The organism is Staphylococcus sp. HMSC14C01, from assembly GCF_001808085.1.
Classification (GTDB): domain Bacteria; phylum Bacillota; class Bacilli; order Staphylococcales; family Staphylococcaceae; genus Staphylococcus; species Staphylococcus hominis.
The window spans coordinates 115,700-139,321 of sequence record NZ_KV792021.1 but is presented as its reverse complement, the minus strand read 5'-3'; the positions used below and the strand labels follow the sequence as shown (position 1 = coordinate 139,321).

Below are 23,622 nucleotides of genomic sequence, written 5' to 3'. Positions count from 1 at the left end.
AGGATAAAACAATGGTAAATGTAGCAGATTATTCACATGCTAATTTAGGTAAAGTAGAAATTGTACCAGAAGTTATTTCAGTAATAGCAAGTATTGCTGTTTCTGAAGTTGAAGGAGTGACTGGGCATTTTTATGAACTAAGAAAGAGTAATATTGAAAAAATAAGTCGTAAAAATTTAAATAAAAATTTAAAAGTTAATACTAAAGATGATGGTATTCATATTGATGTTTATTGCTCTATTAAACATGGAATAAAAATAGCTAAAGTTGCAAGTAAAATTCAGACTTCTATTTTTAATTCCATTAAAACAATGACTGCTATCGAACCCAAAGAAATTAACATTCATATCATGCACATTACAGCTGAATAAATCAAAGTTACCATAATACAAAGGAGTTTCTTATGAGTCGTAAAGAATCAAGAAAACAAGCATTTCAGACATTGTTTCAACTAGAAATGAAAAATACAGATTTAACAATCAATGAAGCTATAAATTTTATAAAAGACGATTATCCAGACTTAGATTTTGAGTTCATTCATTGGCTTGTTACAGGAGTGAAAGATCATGAACAAGTTTTAGATCAAACAATTGAACCAAAATTAAAAGACTGGTCTATACAACGATTATTAAAAACGGATCGTATTATTTTAAGAATGGCTACCTTTGAATTGCTTCATAGTGATACGCCCCCTAAAGTCATCATTAATGAAGCAGTAGAGCTAACAAAACAATTTAGTGATGAAGGTCATTATAAATTTATAAACGGTGTCTTAAGTAATATAAAATAAACATATTTGAGTGATGAATCATGTCAGAATATTTAAGTGTCTCTACTTTAACTAAATATATTAAATATAAATTTGATCAAGATCCCCACTTACAATCTATCCTCTTAAAAGGTGAACTCTCAAACTTTAAAAAACATTCTAGTGGTCATCTTTATTTTAATGTGAAAGATAAAAATAGTGTGATAAGTGCTATGATGTTTAAGGGAAATGCTTCTAAACTAACATTTGATCCTAAAGAAGGAGACGAAGTTTTATTAGAAGCTCGAGTTTCAGTTTATGAACGTAGAGGAAATTATCAAATTTATGTTAATAAAATGGAAATTGATGGTATAGGAAATTTATACCAAAAGCTAGAGCAATTAAAAGAAAAACTAAATAAGCAGGGAATTTTTAATCAAAATCATAAAAAAGCAATCCCTAGATTTCCTAAAAAAATTGCTATTCTTACAGCTGATACTGGAGCAGCAATCAGAGATATTCACACTACCATAGATAGTAGATACCCTCTAGTAGAAAAAATATCAATTAGTACATTAGTGCAAGGTATTAATGCTAAAAATGACATTATTGAAAAAATTAAGTATGCAGATACTTTAGGAGTAGATACCATCATTTTAGGCCGTGGAGGCGGCTCTATTGAAGATTTATGGAATTTCAATGAAGAAGAAGTTGTTCGAGCTATATATGAGTGTCATACACCAATTATCTCAGCTGTAGGACATGAAACTGATTTTACTCTTAGTGATTTTGTAGCAGATATGAGAGCAGCAACACCTACTCAAGCTGCTGTTATCGCTACACCAGATCAGTACGAACTCATTCAACAAATACATCAGTATCGATTTTCTCTTACTAAAAGTATTAAACAACTAGTAGAAAAACAACATAAACAATTAGATTATTTGTCATCATATTATAAATTTAAGCAACCTACATTATTATATGATCAACAGATTCAACGAAGAGACGATTTAGAGAAAAAACTAACACAACGTTTAACGTTAAATATTGAAAAAAATAGAAACAATATCACTGTATTGCGTCAACATTTTAATATAAGAAGATTAAATGATTTAATTGTACAATATCAAAAAATGAGCCGTAATAATGAAAATAGATTAATAAATTTAACATATAACTTAATTAATCATAATAAAGCTAATTTAAAAAATAAAATTGAGCAATTAAATCAACTTAGTCCAACTAATACAATGTTAAGAGGATATTCAATTGTTAATAAGGATAATAAAGTCATTACAAGCACACACGATTTAAATGAACAAGATGAAATCACATTATCAATGAAAGACGGTAATATAGATGCTATAGTTAAGAAAGTAAGGTGTGAAGATGAGTAAAGAACAACAAAGTTTTGAAGAAATGATGAAAGAATTAGAAAGTATAGTTCAAAAGTTAGATAATGAAACTGTTTCATTAGAAGAATCTCTTGATTTATATCAACGTGGTATGAAATTATCATCTGCTTGTGACAAAACTTTGAAAGATGCTGAAAATAAAGTAAATCAATTAATCAAAGAAGAAACAAAGGATGAAGATGATGTTGAAGAAATCAATGAATGAATTGATTGAAATTATAAATAATAATCTTGACGGTATTATAAAATCGTCTCCATTAAATACTAAACTAGAGGAAAGTATGCAATATTCACTTGATGCTGGTGGTAAAAGAATTCGTCCAGTGCTTGTATTACTCACTTTAGAAGTGTTAAATGAAAATTATAAAAAAGGGTTACAAACCGCACTGGCATTAGAAATGATTCATACTTATTCACTTATACATGATGATTTGCCTGCAATGGACAATGATGATTTTAGAAGAGGAAAATTAACAAATCATAAAGTGTACGGAGAATGGAAAGCGATTTTAGCGGGAGATGCCTTACTAACAAAAGCATTTGAACTAATTGCAAATGATAAAAACTTAGAAGCTGAAACAAAAGTAAAAGTTATTTCAAGACTAGCACATGATAGTGGCAATCTCGGCATGGTCGGTGGCCAAACCTTAGATATGGATAGTGAGAATACTCCAATAGAATTACATACTCTAGAGCAAATTCATAAGGCAAAAACTGGAGCTCTTTTAAAATTTTCTATTTTAAGTGCTGCGGATATTGCCAATGTAAATGATGAAACTTTAAATACATTAGATTGTTTCAGTGAACACTTAGGCCTAATGTTTCAAATAAAAGATGATTTATTAGATGTTTATGGTGACGAGAAAAAATTGGGTAAAAAAGTGGGAAGCGATGTAGAAAACCATAAAAGTACTTATGTTTCTTTACTTGGTAAATCAGGCGCTGAAGAAAAACTAAAATATCATAAAGATGCTGCAATAGATGCAATTAATCAATTGAAATCACAATATGATGTTGAACCGCTTCTAGAAATTGTAGATTTATTTTATTCACGTGACCATTAATAGTTAGAGTTTTTCTCTTTAAAGATTACTAAAACAATAATCTTTAAAGAGTTTTTTGTTTTAGTAATCTACTTTTAATGATTTATAATGCATAAATGTATATAAATTTAAATTTAATTTAAATAGAAAATATGATAATACGTATCATAAATAATAATATCTTTCTTCAAATCAACCTTTCTAAAGGATAACTTTAGTAGTAGTTAAAATAACGTTGTGTTAAAATCATTGTATAAATATTCGAAACTAGGAGTGTTCATAATGGCAAAAAAATCTGTAAGACATATAAAAATAAGAGAGATTATTTCAAGTGAACAAATTGAAACACAAGATGAACTTGTAAAACGTCTAAATGAATACGACCTAAATGTTACTCAAGCGACTGTCTCTCGTGACATTAAAGAATTGCAATTAATTAAAGTACCTGCTTCATCAGGACAATATGTATACAGCCTCCCCAACGATAGAAAGTACCATCCTTTAGAAAAATTAGGTAGATACTTAATGGATTCATTTGTAAATATTGAAGGAACAGGAAACCTACTCGTACTAAAAACGCTTCCTGGTAATGCTCAATCTATCGGAGCAATCTTAGATCAAATTGATTGGGATGAAGTATTAGGAACTATTTGTGGTGATGATACCTGTCTATTAATATGCAGAGATGAAGAAGCAAGTCATACAATTAAAACAAGAATTTTCAATTTATTATAAGGATGCGATTAATCTATGTTACAAACCTTATCAATAAAGCAATTTGCAATTATAGATGAACTCGAAATTCATTTTTCTGATGGTTTAACTGTGCTTAGTGGTGAAACTGGATCTGGTAAATCAATTATTATAGATGCAATAGGCCAACTTATTGGTATGCGTGCCTCTTCTGATTTTGTAAGACATGGAGAGAAAAAAGCAATTATCGAAGGGATTTTTGATATTGATAATAGTAAAGAGGCCATTTCAGTTTTAAATGAGTTAGATATTGATATTGATGAAGACTTTCTATTAGTAAAAAGAGAGATTTTTAGTTCGGGAAAAAGTATTTGTCGTATTAATAATCAAATTGTTACGCTTCAAGATCTAAGAAAAGTGATGCAAGAACTTTTAGACATACACGGCCAACATGAAACGCAAACGTTATTAAAACAAAAATATCATTTAAAATTATTAGATGATTATGCTGAAAATCAATATAGCCGTGTTAAAGAACAATATGAAACGACATTTAATGAATATAAAGAAAAGAAAAAAGAACTTGAAGAATTACAGTCTGCTGATCAAGCATTATTGCAACGTCTTGATTTAATGAAGTTTCAATTTGAGGAATTGCAAGAAGCTTCTCTAAAAGAAGGTGAAATTACTCAATTAGAATCTGATATAAAACGAATCCAAAATTCTGAAAAATTAAGTTTAGCATTAAACAATGCGCATGTCACACTTACAGATGAACATGCTATCACCGACCGTTTATATGAATTAAGTAATCATTTACAAACTATTGATGACATTATTCCAGGTAGATTTAAAAAACTTAAAGCAGATATTGATCAGTTCTACTATACCTTAGAGGATGCTAAACACGAACTATACGATGAAATGTCAAATACTGAATTTGATGAACAATTACTTAATGAATTAGAATCTAGAATGAACTTACTGAATAATCTTAAACGTAAGTACGGTAAAACTATTGATGAACTTATTACTTATCAATCTAAATTAGAAAGTGAAATTTCTAAGATTGAAAATTATGAAGAAAGTACTTCTCAATTAAAAGAAGAAATTGACTTGCTTTATGAAAAAGTAATAAAATATGGACAGTCATTATCGAAGGAAAGACGAATTGTAGCTCGAACGTTACGGGATCATATCGTGGCTGAAATTCAAAATTTACAAATGAAAGATGCTAACCTCGAAATTTCATTTCAGCCCTTAGAAACTCCTACAATAGAAGGAATTGAGTTTGTAGAGTTTCTAATTAGTCCTAATAAGGGAGAACCACTTAAAAGTTTAAATAAAATAGCTTCTGGCGGAGAACTTTCTCGTATTATGCTAGCGTTAAAAAGTATATTCGTTGAATCAAGAGGTCAAACTGCTATTTTGTTTGATGAAGTTGATTCGGGGGTTTCTGGTCAAGCAGCTCAAAAAATGGCTGAAAAAATGAGAGATATTGCAAAATATATTCAAGTTATCTGTATATCTCACTTACCGCAAGTAGCTTCTATGAGTGATCATCACTTATTAATTAGTAAAATGACTAAGAATGATCGTACAACAACTCAAGTGAAAGAGTTAAAAAAAGAAGATAAAATTGACGAAATTGCCCGTATGATTTCTGGAGCAAGTGTAACTGAATTAACAAGAGAAAATGCTAGAGAAATGATTGCTCAAAATCATAAATAGTTTATAATTAAATAATTTAAATTAAGGTTGGATGTCGAAAAGAAATAGAACATATTGAGTATAATGTTATTTTTTATATTCAAATTGTTTATTCACACTTTTCAATTCTAACCTTTAAATCTGATTAATAAGGAGTAGCAAAATGTCTGAAAAACAATATGACTTAGTTGTTTTAGGTGGTGGGACAGCAGGATACGTAGCAGCGATTCGTGCTTCTCAATTAGGAAAAAAGGTAGCAATTGTAGAGAAATCTTTATTAGGTGGCACATGTTTACATAAAGGGTGTATTCCTACTAAAGCGCTACTTAAATCTGCTGAAGTGACTCGTACTGTTAGACAATCTTCAGAATTTGGTATAGACACAAACGGTTTACATATTAATTTTGAAAAAATGATGAATCGAAAAACGGATATTGTTAATCAAATGCATAATGGCGTTCAAAGTTTAATGCAAAAAAATCATATTGATATTTATAATGGTATTGGACGTATTATGGGAACTTCTATATTTTCTCCACAAAGCGGAACAATCTCTGTTGAATACGAAGATGGCAGCTCAGAGTTACTTCCAAATCAATTTGTACTTATCGCTACAGGGTCACGACCTCAAACATTACCATTTTTAAAAATTAATCATCGAAATATTTTATCGAGCGATGATATATTACAAATTGATACACTTCCAGACAGTATTGCTATTGTTGGGGGCGGCGTGATTGGCCTTGAATTTGCTTCCTTACTAACTGATTTAAATGTAAATGTTAAAGTAATTGAAGCAGGTAAACGTATATTACCTTCTGACAGTAAATCCATTTCTACATTTTTAAAAGATAGTTTAATTGAACGAGGTGTAGAATTTTTTGAAGATTGCCAACTAAGTGAAGAGAATATCATACATAAAAATGATGTCATCCAAATACATATAAATGAAAAAACTACTATTACAGTTGATAAAATATTAGTTGCAGTAGGTCGCGTACCTAATACAAGTGATATTGGTATTCAAAATACTAAAATTCAATTAGATACTCATGGGTATATCAAAGTAAATGAATTTCAACAAACGAATGATAAGCATCTTTATGCAGCAGGTGATTGTATCGGAACATTACAATTAGCTCACGTAGCTTCTAAAGAAGGAATCACTGCAGTTGAACATATGTTTAATAATCATCCGCTTCCAGTGAATTATCATTTAATGCCCAAATGTGTTTATACTTATCCAGAAGTCGCATCTATCGGTTTGAATATAGAAACTGCTAAATCTCAAAATATTAAGGCAACAAGTTATAAAGTTCCTTTTAATGCTATTGGAAAAGCAGTTATTGAAGAAACTAAAAATAAACGTGGTTTTTGTGAAATTATATTAAATAAGGACAATGGAGATATTATTGGTCTAAGTATGGTAGGCCCACATGTCACGGAGTTAATAAATGAAGTTGCTTTATTACAATTTATGAATGGATCAACATTAGAATTAGGATTAACGACTCATGCACATCCGTCATTGTCTGAAATATTGATGGAACTTGGACTAAAGGCTGAAAATAGAGCAATACACGTTTAAAGGAGGAAATAAAAATGATTGACTACAAATCTGTGGGACTTACAGATGAAGATTTGAGAGAAATATATAAATGGATGGACTTAGGACGAAAACTAGATGAACGCTTATGGTTACTTAACCGTGCTGGAAAAATACCATTTGTAGTAAGTGGTCAAGGACAAGAAGCCACTCAAATTGGTATGGCGTATGCAATGAAAGAAGGAGATATTTCATCTCCGTATTATAGAGATTTAGCTTTCGTTACATATATGGGGATTTCACCTTATGATACAATGTTAGCTTCTTTCGGTAAAAAGGATGACATTAATTCTGGAGGAAAACAAATGCCTTCTCATTTTAGTCATAGAGAAAAAGGTATTTTATCTCAAAGTTCTCCGGTAGCAACACAAATCCCTCACTCAGTAGGAGCAGCATTAGCATTAAAAATGAATCAACAATCTAATATAGCAACTGCTACTGTAGGAGAAGGTAGTTCTAATCAAGGAGATTTTCATGAGGGATTGAATTTTGCTGGAGTCCATAACTTACCGTTTGTATGTGTAATTATCAATAATAAATACGCAATTTCAGTACCAGATTCATTACAATATGCAGCAACGCATCTATCTGATAGAGCAATAGGTTATGGTATTCATGGAGAAATCGTAGATGGAAATGATCCAATTGCGATGTACAAAGCAATGAAAGAAGCAAGAGAAAGGGCACTTAATGGCGAAGGGGCAACATTGATTGAAGCTATTACCACTCGAATGACTCCTCATTCTTCTGATGATGATGATACATATCGTTCTAAAGAAGAAAGAGATGCTTTTAAGACATCTGACTGTAATCTTAAATTCAAAAATGAATTACTCGATTTAGGCATTATTGATGAAGATTGGTTAAACGAATTAGATAACGCACATAAATCTATTATAGATAAAGCTACAAAAGATGCTGAAAATGCTCAATATCCAGATGTAGAAGAAACATATCAATATGTGTATGATCCAGAAGGAGATATTTTCAATGACTAAAATGAGTTATATAGAAGCCATTCAAAATGCACAAGACTTGGCTATGGAAAAAGATAATAATATTTTTATATTAGGAGAAGATGTAGGACGAAAAGGTGGTGTATTCGGTGCGACACGTGGTTTACAAGAAAAATATGGAGAACTGCGCGTAATTGATACGCCTTTAGCAGAATCAAATATTATCGGTACTGCAATTGGTGCAGCAATGCTTGGCAAACGTCCTATAGCTGAAATTCAATTCGCAGATTTTATTTTACCAGCAGTTAATCAAATTATTAGTGAAGCCGCTAAAATGCGATATCGTTCTAATAACGATTGGCAATGTCCTTTAACTGTTCGTGCACCATTCGGTGGTGGCGTACATGGTGGTTTATATCATTCTCAAAGTATTGAGAGTATCTTTGCGTCTACACCTGGATTAACAATTGTAATTCCTTCAACTCCATATGATGCGAAAGGTTTATTATTATCTTCAATTGAATCAAATGATCCAGTATTATTTTTTGAACATAAAAAAGCATACCGATTTTTAAAAGAAGAAGTACCCGATTCTTACTATACTATTCCTTTGGGCAAAGCTGATGTTAAACGTGAAGGTGATGATATTACAGTTTTCACTTATGGTTTATGTGTTAACTATTGTATTCAAGCAGCTGATATTTTAGAGGCAGATGGCATTAATGTTGAAGTAGTTGACTTAAGAACAGTTTATCCATTAGATAAAACAACGATTATTGAACGCGCTAAACGAAATGGTAAGATTTTGCTTGTAACTGAAGATAACCTTGAAGGTAGTGTCATGTCTGAAGTTTCAGCAATCATAGCTGAACATTGTTTATTCGAATTAGATGCACCAATTATGCGGTTAGCTGGTCCTGATGTTCCATCAATGCCATTTTCTCCTAACTTAGAAAATGAAGTAATGATGAATCCTGATAAGATATTAAAAAAAATGCGTGAGTTAGCACAATTTTAGGGAGGTAACATAATGGATGTTAAAATGCCAAAATTAGGAGAAAGTGTCCATGAAGGTACAATCGAACAATGGTTAGTTTCTGAAGGGGATCATGTAGATGAATATGAACCACTATGTGAAGTAGTTACAGATAAAGTAACAGCAGAAGTTCCTTCAACTATTTCTGGTACAATTACAGAGTTAATTGCTACTGAAGGTGAAACGATTGAAATCAATCAAATCATTTGTAAAATTCAACCCGATGATACATCTTTAAATTCTAATCAAGACGATACTAATGAAACACCTAGTCAAACACAAAGTAATTCTGTAAAGAGTCAGTCTAAGCCTTCTAACACAAATCAATCATCTACGAATTCGATCAATAATGGAAGATTTTCTCCAGTCGTATTTAAGATAGCTTCAGAAAACGATATTGATTTATCACAAGTACCTGGCACAGGATTTGAGGGTAGAGTAACTAAAAAAGATATTGAAACTTATATTCAAGAAAATAACCAGCAAGACTTAAAAGAAACACCTACCACTCAGATAACCAATCATTCCGAAACGAGTTCAAGAAATAATAACGCTTCATCAAATGAACCATTAGACGATTATACAGTACCAGTTAAAGGCGTGCGAAAAGCAATTGCCCAAAATATGGTTACCAGTGCCACTGAAATTCCACATGGCTGGATGATGATAGAAGTCGATGCTACAAACCTTGTGAAAACTAGAAATCATTATAAGACTGTGTTTAAAAAACAAGAAGGATATAATTTAACATTCTTTGCTTTCTTTGTAAAAGCTGTAGCAGAAGCTTTGAAATCTAATCCATTACTTAACAGCAGTTGGGATGGTAATGAAATTATAATTCATAAAGACATCAATATTTCGATAGCTGTAGCTGATGAAGACAAATTATATGTTCCTGTAATTAAAAATGCAGATGAAAAATCAATTAAAGGTATTGCTAGAGAAATCAATCAACTAGCACAAAAAGCTCGAAATCAACAACTGACTCAAGAAGACATGACTGGTGGTACTTTTACAGTTAATAATACTGGGACATTGGGTTCTGTATCTTCAATGGGTATTATTAATCATCCTCAAGCAGCAATCTTACAAGTAGAATCAATTGTTAAAAAACCTGTTGTCATCGACGATATGATAGCTATAAGAAATATGGTTAATTTATGTATTTCAATTGATCATCGTATTTTAGATGGTGTTCAAACTGGACGATTTATGTCGCAAGTAAAAAATCGAATTGAAAGCTATTCAATTGAAACAACAAATATTTATTAAAAGTTTGTTATATTACAACCAACCTATTTGAACTATATGTTGGAAATTAGTAAAATGACAATAAATAATAATTGACTGAAAGGTGATTCTAAATGGATTTAAATTTTGATTTATATATGAATGGTGTTGTAGAACAAGCTAGAAATGAAATTGAATCTGCTGGTTATGAACAATTAACTACTTCAGATGAAGTTGATAAAGTATTTAAACAAGATGGTACTACACTAGTAATGATAAATTCAGTTTGTGGATGTGCAGGAGGTATAGCGCGTCCAGCCGCAAGTCACGCACTTCACTATGATAAGTTACCTAATAGATTAGTTACTGTATTTGCTGGTCAAGATAAAGAAGCAACTCAGCAAGCAAGAGACTATTTTGAAGGATACGCACCTTCAAGTCCTTCATTTGCACTTATGAAAGATGGTAAGATTACTGAAATGATAGAACGCCATCAAATAGAAGGTCATGACGTAATGGATGTTATCAATCAACTTCAAAAGTTATTTGATAAGTATTGTGAAGAAAGATAAGAGGAACAATACATGCTAACTTTAAATCCTTATAGAATTGGATTTAGAACACTTAAAACAGCTGTAGGAATTACATTAGGCGTTATTTTAGCTAAATGGATAGGACTTGATAACTATGCTTCAAGTGCTATCCTCATCGTTCTATGTATTAAACATACTAAAGTTCACTCACTACAAGCAATTAGTTCTCGATTCGTTTCGTGTTTATTAATGTTATTTTTTGGTTCATTTATTTTTAATTTACTTGGTCAAAATGCAGTCGTTTTAGGATTAATTGTTTTATTATTTATTCCACTTACAGTGATGTTGAATGTTCAAGAAGGTGTAGTGACAAGTTGTGTCATTTTACTTCACGTATTTAATGCCAAAGTTATTGGTCTTCATTTAATTATTAATGAAATTTTACTTCTTATAATTGGTTTAGGAATAGCATTTTTAATGAATTTAATTATGCCTAGTCTAGATAATACATTAGGTAATTTTAAGAAGGAAATTGAAAATGAAATTAAAGCAATATTTAAACAATATAGTGAAGCATGTTTAAATATTAATAAACAATTGTCAATTTCTTTTGATACATTAGAAAACAATATTCGTAAGGCTAAATCTATTGCGTTTAGAGACGTTAAAAATCACTTTGTGCGAAATGAAAACTCATATTATCACTATTTTGATATGAGAGAAGAACAACTAGAAATACTACGCAGAATCCAAACATTAATTCATAATACTTCATCTAATGATCCTTTGTTAGAGACTGTTGCCCATTTAATGGCTGAAATTGGAGATAATGTTAATAGTAATGATTATACTGTGTTAAGACTACATTCATTATATGAGATACGTTTAAAATTAGACGAATTGCCATTGCCAGAATCACACCAATCTTTAAAATCAAGAGCAAGTATGATGCAAATTTTAAATGAATTAGAAGAATATTTAAATATTAAATCTCAATTCGGCTCTTTAAAATTACATAGTGAAATATAACACCTAAGACTAACTTCTAATCAAAGTAAAAAGACAAACTTCCTTTATATACAACAAGTTTGTCTTTTTTATTTGCATAAATTTGAGAAATAATAATAAAAACTATCGTCAAATTTGAATTTTTTGTCGATAGTTTCTAATCTAATTAATTTTTAATGCATGAGAGGAACAAGACTTGTAAGTAACAATGCAGCTACAACTGCAATTAACATGATAATGATAATAATCTTTAGCACTTTATTATTCAATGTAAACGCTCCTTGAAACCTTTAAAATAATTTAATTATTCGTTATATTAATAACTTATAGTATATAAAATAACCTTAAATGATTTCGATAAAAATGGCAATCAATTTATTTACTCTAATTGTCATAGTCAGTTAAAATATTATCTATATAAGAAAGGGGTTTTTATAATGATTAATAGTCGCCGTTTACTTAATACTTTTTTAGAGTTAGTGCAAATTAATTCTGAAACTGGGAATGAAGAAACGATACAACCCATTCTAAAAAAGAAATTTGTAGATTTAGGATTAAATGTTGTAGAAGATAATGCGTCTAAAAGAGAATGGTTAGGGGCAAATAATTTAATTTGTACCTTACCAAGTAGTAAAGGAAAAGAACATGTTTCTAAAATCTATTTTACTAGCCATATGGATACAGTTGTTCCAGGTATTAACGTTAAACCAATCCTTAAAGAAGATGGCTATGTATATTCAGATGGTACAACTGTACTAGGAGCAGATGATAAAGCAGGTATAGCTGTTTTGTTAGAAACGATTCAAACTATAAATGAACAACAATTACCTCATGGACAAATTCAATTTATTATCACTGTAGGAGAAGAAGCAGGTTTAAAAGGTGCTAAAGAATTAGATCAAAACTTAATAGATGCAGAGTTCGGCTATGCTGTCGATGCCAGCCAAGCGGTTGGAACAACAGTGGTGGGTGCCCCAACTCAAATGATTATCAATACAACTATATATGGGAAAAAAGCACATGCTAGTAAACCCAATCAAGGTATAAGTGCAATTCATATTGCAGCTAAAGCGATTAATAAAATGCGTTTAGGTCAGATTGATCAAGATACTACAGCTAATATTGGTAAATTTTATGGCGGTTCTGCTACAAATATTGTTGCAGATAAAGTCATTTTAGAGGGAGAAGCTCGTTCGCATAATGATAAAAGTTTAGAATATCAAGTCAACCATATGAAAGAGACTTTCGAAACGACAGCAAAAGAATTAGGCGGTAAAGCAAACGTTGAAATTTCTAAGAGTTATCCAGGTTTTAGAAGAAACGATTCTGAGACTGTAACTCAATATGCTATAAAGAGTGCGAAAACTTTAGGCCTTTCAGGTAAAACTGTTATTGCTGGCGGAGGTTCAGATGGAAGTATTATTAACACGTATCATATTCCAACTGTCATATTAGGTGTAGGATATGAACACATTCATACTACTTCTGAACGTATTCCTGTAGCTGCTTTAAATCAACTTACGAATCAATTGATTAAAATTGTTGAATTAGTAGCGAAATAATATTTTACTTTAGTGAAGTCATTTATATTTTTGTGATACAATACTAATGAAATTATTGAATAAGAGAGGTAAGTAATATGACTCAACAAATAGGTGTAGTAGGTTTAGCTGTTATGGGTAAAAACCTTGCATGGAATATCGAATCACGTGGTTATAGCGTATCTGTTTATAACCGTTCTAGTGATAAAACAGATTTAATGATTAAGGAATCAGAAGGTAAACAAATTCATCCAACGTATTCTTTAGAAGATTTTGTAAACTCTTTAGAAAAACCACGCAAAATATTATTAATGGTTAAAGCTGGTCCTGCTACAGATGCAACAATAGATAGCTTATTGCCTTTATTAGATGACGATGACATTTTAATTGATGGCGGTAATACAAACTATCAAGATACAATTCGTCGTAACAAAGCACTCGCTGAAAGTGGTATCAACTTTATTGGAATGGGTGTTTCTGGTGGTGAAATCGGTGCGTTAACTGGTCCATCTTTAATGCCTGGTGGTCAACAAGAAGCTTACAACAAAGTAAGTGATATTTTAGATGCCATTGCTGCTAAAGCAAAAGATGGTGCTGCATGTGTAGAATATATTGGACCAAATGGTGCAGGACATTATGTAAAAATGGTTCATAATGGTATCGAATATGCTGATATGCAATTAATTGCTGAAAGTTATGCAATGATGAAAGAATTATTAGGTATGTCTCATGAAGAAATTTCTAAAACTTTTAAAGAATGGAATGCTGGAGAATTAGAAAGTTATTTAATTGAAATAACAGGCGATATTTTCACTAAATTAGATGAAAATAATGAGCCTCTTGTAGAAAAAATTCTTGATACTGCTGGTCAAAAAGGAACTGGTAAATGGACATCAATTAATGCATTAGAATTAGGTATACCATTAACAATCATTACTGAATCTGTATTTGCACGTTTCATTTCTTCAATTAAAGAAGAACGCGTGAAGGCATCGAAAGTATTAAGTGGTCCTAAATCAAACTTTGATGGAAATAGAGAAGAATTCTTAGAAAAAATCCGTAAAGCGTTATATATGAGTAAAATTTGTTCATACGCCCAAGGTTTCGCCCAAATGCGTAAAGCGAGCAATGAAAACGAATGGAACCTTAAATTAGGTGATTTAGCAATGATTTGGCGTGAAGGTTGTATTATTCGTGCCCAATTCTTACAAAAAATTAAAGACGCATATGACAATAATTCAGGTCTTCAAAACTTATTATTAGACCCTTATTTCAAAGGTATTGTTACTGAATATCAAGATGCACTTAGAGAAGTAGTTGCTACTGGTATTAAAAATGGCGTACCAACACCTGGTTTCTCAGCAAGTATCAGCTATTATGATAGCTACCGTTCAGAAGATCTACCTGCTAATTTGATTCAAGCACAACGTGATTATTTTGGGGCACATACTTATGAACGTAAAGATAAAGATGGTGTTTTCCATACTCAATGGACTGAAGAATAATTATTGCATGATTAAAAATCTGGGACATCATTAAGTGTCTCAGATTTTTTTATTATGATAGGTTTGTATAGATGTCTTAATAAATATAGTCTTGTTATTTTAATTTATATTTAATCGATATATCCCAAGTTGACATTTAGAGACTCGATTAGTACGATAAATATAGGTGTAAACGTTTTCTAAAAAACTGGATTATCCATATATAATGTTATTACATATTATTTTATATTTCTATAAATCCAGAAAAAATTAGATTATATATTAAAGACTAACATTGACTATTAAAATAACTAACTCGAATACTATGATTTATTATTTCAAAGTTCATTTATTTACATAATATTTTCAAAGGAGCGATATAAATGGAAAAAAATTGGTGGAAAGAAGCCGTAGCATATCAAGTGTATCCAAGAAGTTTTAATGATAGCAATAATGATGGTATTGGTGATTTACCAGGGATGGTAGAAAAGTTGGATTATCTGAAAGATTTAGGTATTGATGTCATTTGGCTTAGTCCTATGTATAAATCTCCAAACGACGATAATGGTTATGATATTAGTGATTATCAAGATATTATGGAAGAATTTGGAACAATGGAAGACTTTAATCATTTGTTATCTGAGGTTCATAAGCGTGGAATGAAATTAATTTTAGACCTTGTTGTTAATCATACATCTGATGAACACCCATGGTTTATAGAATCTCGTTCTAGTAAAGATAATCCTAAACGAGATTGGTACATTTGGGCAGATCCTAAACCTGACGGTTCTGAACCTAATAATTGGGAGAGTATTTTCAATGGTTCAACATGGGAATATGATGACACAACAAAACAGTATTATTTCCATTTATTTAGTAAAAAGCAACCTGATTTAAATTGGAGTAATCCTGATGTTAGAGAAGCTGTTTTTAAAATGATGAATTGGTGGTTCGAAAAAGGAATTGATGGTTTTAGAGTCGATGCGATCACTCATATCAAAAAAACATTTGAAGCTGGTGATTTACCTGTTCCAAAAGGAAAACAATACGCTCCAGCATTTGATGTTGATATGAATCAACCAGGCATTCAAGATTGGCTTCAAGAAATGAAGGACAAATCACTTAGTCATTATGACATTATGACTGTTGGAGAAGCAAATGGCGTGAATCCAGATAATGCAAAAGAGTGGGTTGGAGAAAAAGAAGGTAAATTTAATATGATTTTCCAATTTGAACATTTAGGTTTATGGAGTACTGGAGACTCTAAATTTGATGTTTTATCTTATAAAAATGTATTAAACCGTTGGCAAAAACAACTAGAGGGTATAGGATGGAATGCACTATTTATTGAAAATCATGATCAACCTAGACGTGTTTCTACTTGGGGAGATGATACAAAGTATTGGTTTGAATCTGCTACTAGCCATGCAGTGGTATATTTCTTACAACAAGGCACACCTTTTATTTATCAAGGTCAAGAAATTGGTATGACAAACTATCCATTTGAAAGTATTGAAACATTTAACGATGTTGCTGTAAAAACAGAATATCAAATTGTTAAATCTCAAGGTGGAGATGTTAATCAGTTATTAGATAAATATAAAATGGAGAATCGTGATAATTCTAGAACACCTATGCAGTGGACTAATGAAGTAAATGGAGGTTTTACTGAAGGTACGCCATGGTTCCCAGTCAACCCTAACTATAAAACAATAAATGTAGCACAACAATCCGAAGATTCAGATTCCGTTCTTAATTTTTATAAACGTCTAATTAAATTAAAAAAATCCGATGATATATATACTTATGGTGAATTTAATTTAATCGATGATGCGAATGAGAATATTTTTGCTTACACACGTAAACTTAATAATAAGACAGTTCTAGTTGCAGGAAATTTAACAGATCATGTTGCATCATTAAATTTACCATTTGAAGTTGAAGCATCTCAAATTAAGCTACACAATTATAAAAATGATTTAGATATCACTAATATGAAACCTTTTGAAGCATTCGTAGCCGAACTTTAATAGTAAAGCGTTAGATGACATAAGTTTAATAACTTAGTCATCTAACGCTTCTTTTATTCTATATCATAAGTTTCTTGTTTAATAGGTAGCCATAATTGTATTTTAGTGAACGGGTCCTCGAATGAGAGATCAAAAGGATAAATTTCAACATATAAGCTATTTTTTTCATAGGGTAGAGTAAGTTGTAAGCTGGATTCAATATAATACCAAGCTTCATTAACAGTATAATCCACTTGACCTTGCAAATTAAATTTTGCATAGTGTCGCCCTGGTAACAATCGGCTTTCTAAGTGAGCTGGATAACGTTCACTAGGTACGCCCACAAATAATTCTACACCTTCATCTAAAGGACATGTAATAACAAATAACTCATATGGACTTATATTATTATATCGTTTTAATTCTTTTATTTTACCATCTAAATATAAATCTTCTAAAAAGTCAGGAACTTTGTAAGGGTTAGATAGTTGATTAGCCTCAATATATTTTACATATCCAACTAAAGGTGTGTCTTTAGTCGTTTCTAGTCTGTAAGGGTATGGTGCTCTTTCTGTAGTTGTTAATTTAATATACAAGCGTTCATTCATTTTTAGTTCTTCTTTTTTAGTAGAAGCTTGAATAGGAGATATTCCATGAAAATCACTAAAATCATTTGCAAAGTCATTTGAACTTAAATAATTATAGCGTTTTGCTACATCAACTAATCTCGAAGAACTTTGTATCATTTCTTTAGCAGCTTCAGTCATTTTTCGAGAGTGAGCATAACTTTCAGGAGGTTGTCCAACAATCATTTTAAACGATTGATCAAGATGGTAAGGAGAGAGACCAACGTAATCACTTAAATCTTGCAAATTAAAAGGCTCTAATAAATGATCTTCTATATATACAATTGCCTGTTGTATCTGCTTGATAACGTCCAAAACTTTCACTCCAATAAATTTACAATCAATACTAATATTTTACATTATTTTATAAAAATATACATCAATAATATAAAATTAAATTAAATTTTTAAATGACTCTTTCAATATTCAATTTAAAAAGGACAAGACCTTATTTTCAATGAGTGAAAATAATATAATGTGTCTTATCCTTTATACATTTATCACATGAAACGTCTAGTATATCTGTTTATTGAATATCGTCCCACCAATGATTTCCGTCTCTGCTTAATAATAAATCACTTTCGATAGGGCCATTTGTCCCTGATTTATAGTTAGGGAAGTTTGGATCAATCATAGTCCAATGTTCTTGAATAGCGTCTACAAATTTCCATGTAGATTTAAGTTCTTCCCAATGTGTAAAGTTCGTTGCATCACCTTTAAGACAATCGAATAACAAGTTTTCATATGCATCTACTGTGTTCATTTTATCTTGTGCACTCATAGCATAAGACAGTTGAACAGGCTTTGTTTCGATACCTTGAATACTTTTCTTAGCATTTAAGTGTAATGAAATACCTTCATTAGGTTGAATATTAATAACTAATAAATTAGAATCTAGTAATCGATCCGTTTGATAATATAAATTCATAGGAACTTCTTTAAATTCTACAACAACTTGTATACATTTAGACTTCATACGCTTACCAGTACGAATGTAGAATGGTACACCAGCCCAACGGAAGTTATCGATAGTTAATCTTCCAGAAACAAAGGTTGGTGTATTGGAATCAGATGCAACACGATCTTCATCTCTATAAGCGATAACACGTTGGTCATTAATAGTTCCTTCTCCATATTGTCCACGCACAAAGTTTTGATTGACTTCTTCAGGTTTTAATTGTCTTAAAGATTTTAATACTTTCACCTTTTCAGCTCGAATATCTTCACTTTTAAGACTAATAGGTGCTTCCATTGCTAGTAATGCAACCATTTGTAACATATGGTTTTGTACCATATCTTTTAATGCACCGCTCGATTCATAATAACCTCCACGATCTTCAACACCTAGTATTTCTGAAGAAGTGATTTGTATATTAGAGATATACTTATTATTCCAAAGAGGTTCAAACATCGCATTAGCGAATCGTAGAACTTCGATATTTTGCACCATATCTTTACCAAGATAGTGATCAATTCTGTATATTTCTTCTTCTTTAAATGATTGTCGTAATTGATTATTTAATTTTTCAGCAGATTTAAAATCACTACCAAATGGTTTTTCAATTACAAGGCGTTTAAATCCTTTAGTTTCAGTTAAGCTAGAAGCTTTTAAATAATCAGAAATTGGTCCAAAGAATTGAGGTGCCATTGCTAAATAGAATAGGCGATTACCTTCTAATTTAAATGTATCATCAAGTTCATTAGAGAATGCTAATAATTCATGATAACTTTCTTCTTCATTGACATCATTTTTAAAATAAAAAACATGTTCTATGAATTCATCGAGTCGATCAGTATCTTTGACGTGCGTTTGAATAGATTGTTTAACTTGTTCACGGAAAAAGTCGTTAGTATAATCTCTTCGACCAACGCCAATAATGGCAATATGTTCATCTAAATTATCTTGTTGATATAAGTGGAATAAAGAAGGGAATAATTTTCTATGACTCAAATCTCCAGTTGCGCCAAATATAGTAATTAAACAAGGGATATGTTTAGTGTGTGTGTTCAAATTCAAAACCTCAATTCTTTAATTGCTATGATTAATTCATTATAAATTAAAACTGTTTTTCTTGATATGTTTTTGCCTAAAATTGTTGATAATATTTACAACATTAAACTAAATAACATACAATTTATTTTTTATAAGTTACATTATACCCTAAATTCTGATAAATTCATTTATTTTATTTCATATGATAACAAACTTATAGACGTATGATAAAATATATTGAAGAAAGAGGAGGCAAATGCATGGAAGTTACATTTTTTGGAACGAGTGCGGGTTTACCTACTAAAGATCGTAATACTCAAGCGATTGCTTTAAACCTAGAACCTTATTCAAATTCAATATGGTTATTCGATGTAGGAGAGGGGACTCAACATCAAATTTTGCATCACTCGATAAAATTAGGCAAAGTTGATCATATTTTTATCACGCATATGCATGGCGACCACATTTTTGGATTACCTGGATTATTAACAAGTCGTTCATTCCAAGGTGGAGAAGATAAGCCATTGACGTTAATAGGGCCAACAGGTTTGCAACAATTTATTGAAACCGCTTTGAAATTATCTGAATCTCATTTAAACTATCCTATTACATATATTGAAATTGATAATAATTTTACATATCATCATAATGGCTTTACAGTTTCATCAAGGTTATTAAATCATGGTATACCTTCATATGGTTATCGAATTGAGGCTCCTACAACACCAGGTACAATTGATGTAACTGCATTAAAGGCCATTGGACTAGAACCGGGTCCTAAATATCAAGAAGTAAAAATGTTTGATAAATTTGAATATAATAATCAAATTTATCTTTCTAAAGACTTTAAAGGTCCAGCCAAACCAGGACCTATTGTTACTATTTTTGGAGATACGAAACCATGTGATAACGAATATATACTTGCAGAAAATGCGGATATTATGATTCATGAAGCAACATATATTGACGGTGACAAAATTTTAGCAAATAACTATCATCATAGTCACATTGACGATGTATTTAGGTTAATTCATCAGTCTAATGTGAAGAAAAGTTTTATTACCCATCTAAGTAATCGATATAATTTAGAAGATATAGAAGAGATAAACCGTGCATTAAAAGAAATGAAAGATACACCAAATTTTGAGTTTGTTAAAGACTTTGATACATTCAAATTTTAAATAATAATAGCGTTTTAAATGCTACGTAAAAACTAAAAAATAGCTATAACGATATGTATGACTTAATTTTCGTTATAGTTATTTTTAATATTTATTACTCATCTTCACTTTTAGAAAGGGCGATACTTCTATGAACTGCAGCATCTAGACAGGCTTTAAAAATACTCTCAATATCATGTCGATCAAGTTCATTTAATCCAGCTTGTGTTGTGCCACCTTTAGAGGTAATATTTTTTCTAAGTTGTTCCATACTTAAATCCGATCGTTCAATCATCTTACTTGTTCCAATAATGAGATTCTTAATGGATTCTTCAACTTGTTTTTTTTCAAGACCTAATGATGTTCCTGCTTTAACATATTGTTCAAATACATGATATAAAAAAGCTGGTCCGCTTCCTGTAATAGCCGTCACTTGATGTAAATATTCTTCGTCAACTTCAATAACTGAGCCAAAAGCACTAATTAATTCTGTTACTTCATCTTTAGAATGAGGATCGAAATTACCAGAAAAACTAATACCTGTTACTGAATGACCTACCTGTGCATTTGTATTGGGCATAATTCTAGCAACGGGATTATTCGTTTCTAACTTTTCTCGGATATAATTTATCGATAAACCAGCCATAATAGATATAAAACGATGGTCTGATTGTATATGTGATTTAATACGTGATGCGACCATTTCAAAATCATGAGGCTTAGTACCTAGAAAAACATAATCTGCATCTTTTAATAAAAATGCATCATCGTAACTATATTTTACTCCTAATTCTTTCGCAAATGATTTTAACGTATTTTCATTTGATTTATTTGTTAAATAAATATCGTTATGATTTAATATTTTAGAATCAATAATTCCTTTAAAAATGGCTTGTGCCATGTTACCAGCGCCATAAAATACTAACTTCATAAAACAGCACCATCCTTACCCTTAATTGATAAAACTATAGTAACATATTCAATATAATTATTATCAAAAATTAACTATACTTGTTAGATAGGAGAGAGTCATCCGTGATTGTAGGTAAACATTTCATCGTAACTGGAGGAACTAGTGGCTTAGGTTTAGAAATAACGAAAGAATTATTAAAAAAAGGCGCATATATTACCCTCATTGTTCGTAGTACGGAGAAATTCGAAAATATTAATTTTAATCCGTACAAACATCGTGTTTCAATGATTAAATGTAATTTACAAGATATTTCACAAATAGATAATATTTCTAAATCTCTTTGTTATCCGATTGACGGAATCATTTATAGTGCAGGTTTAGGCTTTTTTAAATCAATACAATCTCATTCGTTAGAAGAAATCATGGAAACTTATGATGTAAATGTGCTTGGTTTTATTACATTATTTAAAACTGTTAAACCCTATTTAACAATGAACGCTTCTATAGTGGCTATTTCAAGTCAGGCAGCATTTGTAACGCAAGCGAATGCTGCATTTTATGGCTCATCTAAAGCTGCTTTAAATGGCGTATTAAATGCTCTAAGAATTGAGGAACAAGACTTTCATGTAATGACTGTTAATCCAGGTCCCATTAATACACCATTTCATAAAAAAGCAGATCCATCATTGAAGTATGCTAATAAATATGCATCACTAATGATAGATCCCAAAATACTCGCAGAAGACATCGTTAAAGGTATCATCCCTCGTAAAGTAGAAATTAACAAGCCGCTATGGATGAATCCACTATTAAAACTTTACCAATTAGCTCCTAGAAAAATTGAAAAATATTTTACTTCATTGTTTAAAAATAAAATATAATTTAACCTAAAAAAGTGATGAAGCATTCATCATAGATACTTCATCACTTGTACTTTACATCAACGATTGTTTATAAGAATTTATAATAATGATTCCTTACTCAAGATGCTGAGTATATTCCAAATCTTTCACACGGTGACGTGCAGATTTAATTTGATCCAAACTTACTGTTTTATTAAAATTAGCAATATTATCTTTTAATTGTGAAACAGAACTTGCACCAACAATAATAGAACCTAATGCATCATGGGATTTTAAATATTCGAATGATAAAGCACTTAAATTACTTTCAACTTCCTTAACAGAAGCAATCGTTTCTCCTAATTCATGATAATTATAGTCAAAAATACCATCAGAGAATTTCTGATCAAGTACATTAACACTATTTGAAGTAAGTAACCCTTTAAACACGGGACCACGTGCTAAAACTTTTACGCCATGAGAATGAATATGATTTAAAAGACGTTCTGGACGATTATCAATAAGATTAAATTGAGACATAATCGTTTCTATTTGACTGTGTTTTAAATAATACTCAATCACGTTAGGTCTAATAGAAGAGATTCCATAAGCTTTGATTACACCTTCTTTTTTCAGTTCATCGAATGCACTAATCGTCTCATCTAGGGGATCATCAATTGTACCTCCGTGAAGTTGATAAAGATCTAACTGTTCTAAGCCTAAACGTTTTAAAGAACTTTTAACACTTTCTTTAATATATTTTTTTGAAGGATCCCAAGTAGTACTACCATCATTAAGTGGTCTATTTCCTACTTTTGTTCCTATAACAATATCATCTCTATTTTGATATTTCTTTAAAGACTTTCCAACAATGTCTTCATTGACCCCTCTATCATAAATATCTGCGGTATCAAAATATGTGATACCATTTTCAATTGCACACTCAATAATTTCTTCTGCATGATGATATTCTGTGCCTAAACTCATACAGCCTAAACCTAGTTCCGAAATTTCAATGCCACTTTTTAATATATTTTTTTGCATGAACAATCTCCTTCCGATACACTTTAGTT

General features: G+C 30.8%; 23 protein-coding genes. 18 read left to right on the top strand and 5 right to left on the bottom strand.

All coding sequences use genetic code 11. The features are described from left to right. The first annotated feature begins 11 nt into the window (after positions 1-11). The 13 genes from HMPREF3131_RS03120 to HMPREF3131_RS03060 all read left to right on the top strand — a co-directional run bounded on the left by HMPREF3131_RS03120 (position 12) and on the right by HMPREF3131_RS03060 (position 12,002). Positions 12-371 (top strand): Asp23/Gls24 family envelope stress response protein, encoded by a 360-nt coding sequence (locus HMPREF3131_RS03120; protein ID WP_017176251.1) that lies wholly within the window; start codon positions 12-14, stop codon positions 369-371. Positions 372-403: 32 nt separating this feature from the next. Continuing rightward, positions 404-790: a transcription antitermination factor NusB gene (gene nusB, locus HMPREF3131_RS03115; protein ID WP_017176252.1), complete on the top strand. Its 387-nt coding sequence runs from the start codon at positions 404-406 to the stop codon at positions 788-790. A 20-nt stretch (positions 791-810) separates the two neighbouring features. Then, entirely contained in the window at positions 811-2,148 is a 1,338-nt protein-coding gene (gene xseA, locus HMPREF3131_RS03110; protein ID WP_048787740.1) for an exodeoxyribonuclease VII large subunit, read from the top strand. Beyond that, positions 2,141-2,371: an exodeoxyribonuclease VII small subunit gene (locus HMPREF3131_RS03105; protein ID WP_017176254.1), complete on the top strand. Its 231-nt coding sequence runs from the start codon at positions 2,141-2,143 to the stop codon at positions 2,369-2,371. Before xseA ends, HMPREF3131_RS03105 begins: the two co-directional genes overlap by 8 nt. After that, on the top strand, positions 2,349-3,230 hold the full coding sequence (locus tag HMPREF3131_RS03100) for a polyprenyl synthetase family protein (protein WP_019835216.1): 882 nt from the start codon (positions 2,349-2,351) through the stop codon (positions 3,228-3,230). Before HMPREF3131_RS03105 ends, HMPREF3131_RS03100 begins: the two co-directional genes overlap by 23 nt. A 261-nt stretch (positions 3,231-3,491) precedes the next feature. Beyond that, complete coding sequence (ahrC, locus tag HMPREF3131_RS03095) at positions 3,492-3,944, top strand: transcriptional regulator AhrC/ArgR (RefSeq protein ID WP_002449839.1); 453 nt, start codon at positions 3,492-3,494, stop codon at positions 3,942-3,944. A gap of 15 nt (positions 3,945-3,959) precedes the next feature. After that, the gene (recN, locus tag HMPREF3131_RS03090; protein ID WP_049434811.1) at positions 3,960-5,633 is read left to right on the top strand and encodes a DNA repair protein RecN; all 1,674 of its coding nucleotides are present in this window, start codon (positions 3,960-3,962) and stop codon (positions 5,631-5,633) included. Positions 5,634-5,775: 142 nt separating this feature from the next. After that, positions 5,776-7,200 (top strand): dihydrolipoyl dehydrogenase, encoded by a 1,425-nt coding sequence (gene lpdA / locus HMPREF3131_RS03085; protein ID WP_070436455.1) that lies wholly within the window; start codon positions 5,776-5,778, stop codon positions 7,198-7,200. A 14-nt stretch (positions 7,201-7,214) separates the two neighbouring features. Then, positions 7,215-8,216: a thiamine pyrophosphate-dependent dehydrogenase E1 component subunit alpha gene (locus HMPREF3131_RS03080; RefSeq protein ID WP_070436454.1), complete on the top strand. Its 1,002-nt coding sequence runs from the start codon at positions 7,215-7,217 to the stop codon at positions 8,214-8,216. Continuing rightward, on the top strand, positions 8,209-9,192 hold the full coding sequence (locus HMPREF3131_RS03075; RefSeq protein ID WP_002449713.1) for an alpha-ketoacid dehydrogenase subunit beta: 984 nt from the start codon (positions 8,209-8,211) through the stop codon (positions 9,190-9,192). The genes HMPREF3131_RS03080 and HMPREF3131_RS03075 overlap by 8 nt, the downstream gene beginning before the upstream one ends. Before the next feature lie 12 nt (positions 9,193-9,204). Then, positions 9,205-10,482 (top strand): dihydrolipoamide acetyltransferase family protein, encoded by a 1,278-nt coding sequence (locus HMPREF3131_RS03070; RefSeq protein ID WP_070436453.1) that lies wholly within the window; start codon positions 9,205-9,207, stop codon positions 10,480-10,482. Between the two features lie 92 nt (positions 10,483-10,574). After that, a complete protein-coding gene (gene brxB, locus HMPREF3131_RS03065) occupies positions 10,575-11,012 on the top strand; it encodes a bacilliredoxin BrxB (RefSeq protein ID WP_017176260.1) in 438 nt (145 codons plus the stop codon). A 12-nt stretch (positions 11,013-11,024) separates the two neighbouring features. Continuing rightward, positions 11,025-12,002, top strand: a complete 978-nt coding sequence (locus HMPREF3131_RS03060; protein ID WP_070436452.1) for an aromatic acid exporter family protein — start codon at positions 11,025-11,027, stop codon at positions 12,000-12,002. A 152-nt stretch (positions 12,003-12,154) separates the two neighbouring features. Here the strand turns inward: HMPREF3131_RS03060 and prli42 are convergent, their stop codons facing one another. After that, a complete protein-coding gene (prli42, locus tag HMPREF3131_RS11290; RefSeq protein WP_017176262.1) occupies positions 12,155-12,250 on the bottom strand; it encodes a stressosome-associated protein Prli42 in 96 nt (31 codons plus the stop codon). A 168-nt stretch (positions 12,251-12,418) separates the two neighbouring features. Between prli42 and HMPREF3131_RS03055 the strand changes: the two genes are divergently transcribed. From HMPREF3131_RS03055 to HMPREF3131_RS03045, 3 genes are all read left to right on the top strand, one after another. After that, a complete protein-coding gene (locus HMPREF3131_RS03055) occupies positions 12,419-13,543 on the top strand; it encodes a M20/M25/M40 family metallo-hydrolase (protein ID WP_070436451.1) in 1,125 nt (374 codons plus the stop codon). Positions 13,544-13,620: 77 nt separating this feature from the next. Then, positions 13,621-15,027 (top strand): NADP-dependent phosphogluconate dehydrogenase, encoded by a 1,407-nt coding sequence (gene gndA / locus HMPREF3131_RS03050; protein WP_070436450.1) that lies wholly within the window; start codon positions 13,621-13,623, stop codon positions 15,025-15,027. 362 nt (positions 15,028-15,389) lie between these two features. Next, complete coding sequence (locus HMPREF3131_RS03045) at positions 15,390-17,036, top strand: glycoside hydrolase family 13 protein (protein WP_070436449.1); 1,647 nt, start codon at positions 15,390-15,392, stop codon at positions 17,034-17,036. Positions 17,037-17,089: 53 nt separating this feature from the next. Here the strand turns inward: HMPREF3131_RS03045 and HMPREF3131_RS03040 are convergent, their stop codons facing one another. Together HMPREF3131_RS03040 and zwf are read right to left on the bottom strand one after the other, a co-directional pair. After that, a complete protein-coding gene (locus HMPREF3131_RS03040; protein WP_002449782.1) occupies positions 17,090-17,956 on the bottom strand; it encodes an AraC family transcriptional regulator in 867 nt (288 codons plus the stop codon). Between the two features lie 211 nt (positions 17,957-18,167). After that, entirely contained in the window at positions 18,168-19,652 is a 1,485-nt protein-coding gene (zwf, locus tag HMPREF3131_RS03035; protein WP_070436448.1) for a glucose-6-phosphate dehydrogenase, read from the bottom strand. 242 nt (positions 19,653-19,894) lie between these two features. Here zwf and rnz point away from each other — a divergent pair, with 242 nt between their 5' ends. Beyond that, positions 19,895-20,815: a ribonuclease Z gene (rnz, locus tag HMPREF3131_RS03030; protein ID WP_019835224.1), complete on the top strand. Its 921-nt coding sequence runs from the start codon at positions 19,895-19,897 to the stop codon at positions 20,813-20,815. Between the two features lie 94 nt (positions 20,816-20,909). On the opposite strand, the gene proC is transcribed toward rnz, so the two are convergent. Continuing rightward, positions 20,910-21,725 carry a pyrroline-5-carboxylate reductase gene (gene proC / locus HMPREF3131_RS03025; protein WP_070436447.1) on the bottom strand — a complete coding sequence of 272 codons (816 nt, stop codon included), beginning with the start codon at positions 21,723-21,725 and terminating at the stop codon, positions 20,910-20,912. Positions 21,726-21,832: 107 nt separating this feature from the next. Between proC and HMPREF3131_RS03020 the strand changes: the two genes are divergently transcribed. Continuing rightward, the gene (locus HMPREF3131_RS03020) at positions 21,833-22,588 is read left to right on the top strand and encodes an SDR family NAD(P)-dependent oxidoreductase (protein WP_070436458.1); all 756 of its coding nucleotides are present in this window, start codon (positions 21,833-21,835) and stop codon (positions 22,586-22,588) included. Positions 22,589-22,684: 96 nt separating this feature from the next. Here the strand turns inward: HMPREF3131_RS03020 and HMPREF3131_RS03015 are convergent, their stop codons facing one another. Beyond that, positions 22,685-23,593, bottom strand: coding sequence for an aldo/keto reductase (locus tag HMPREF3131_RS03015; RefSeq protein WP_049420512.1), 909 nt, complete (start codon positions 23,591-23,593; stop codon positions 22,685-22,687). Positions 23,594-23,622 lie beyond the last annotated feature (29 nt).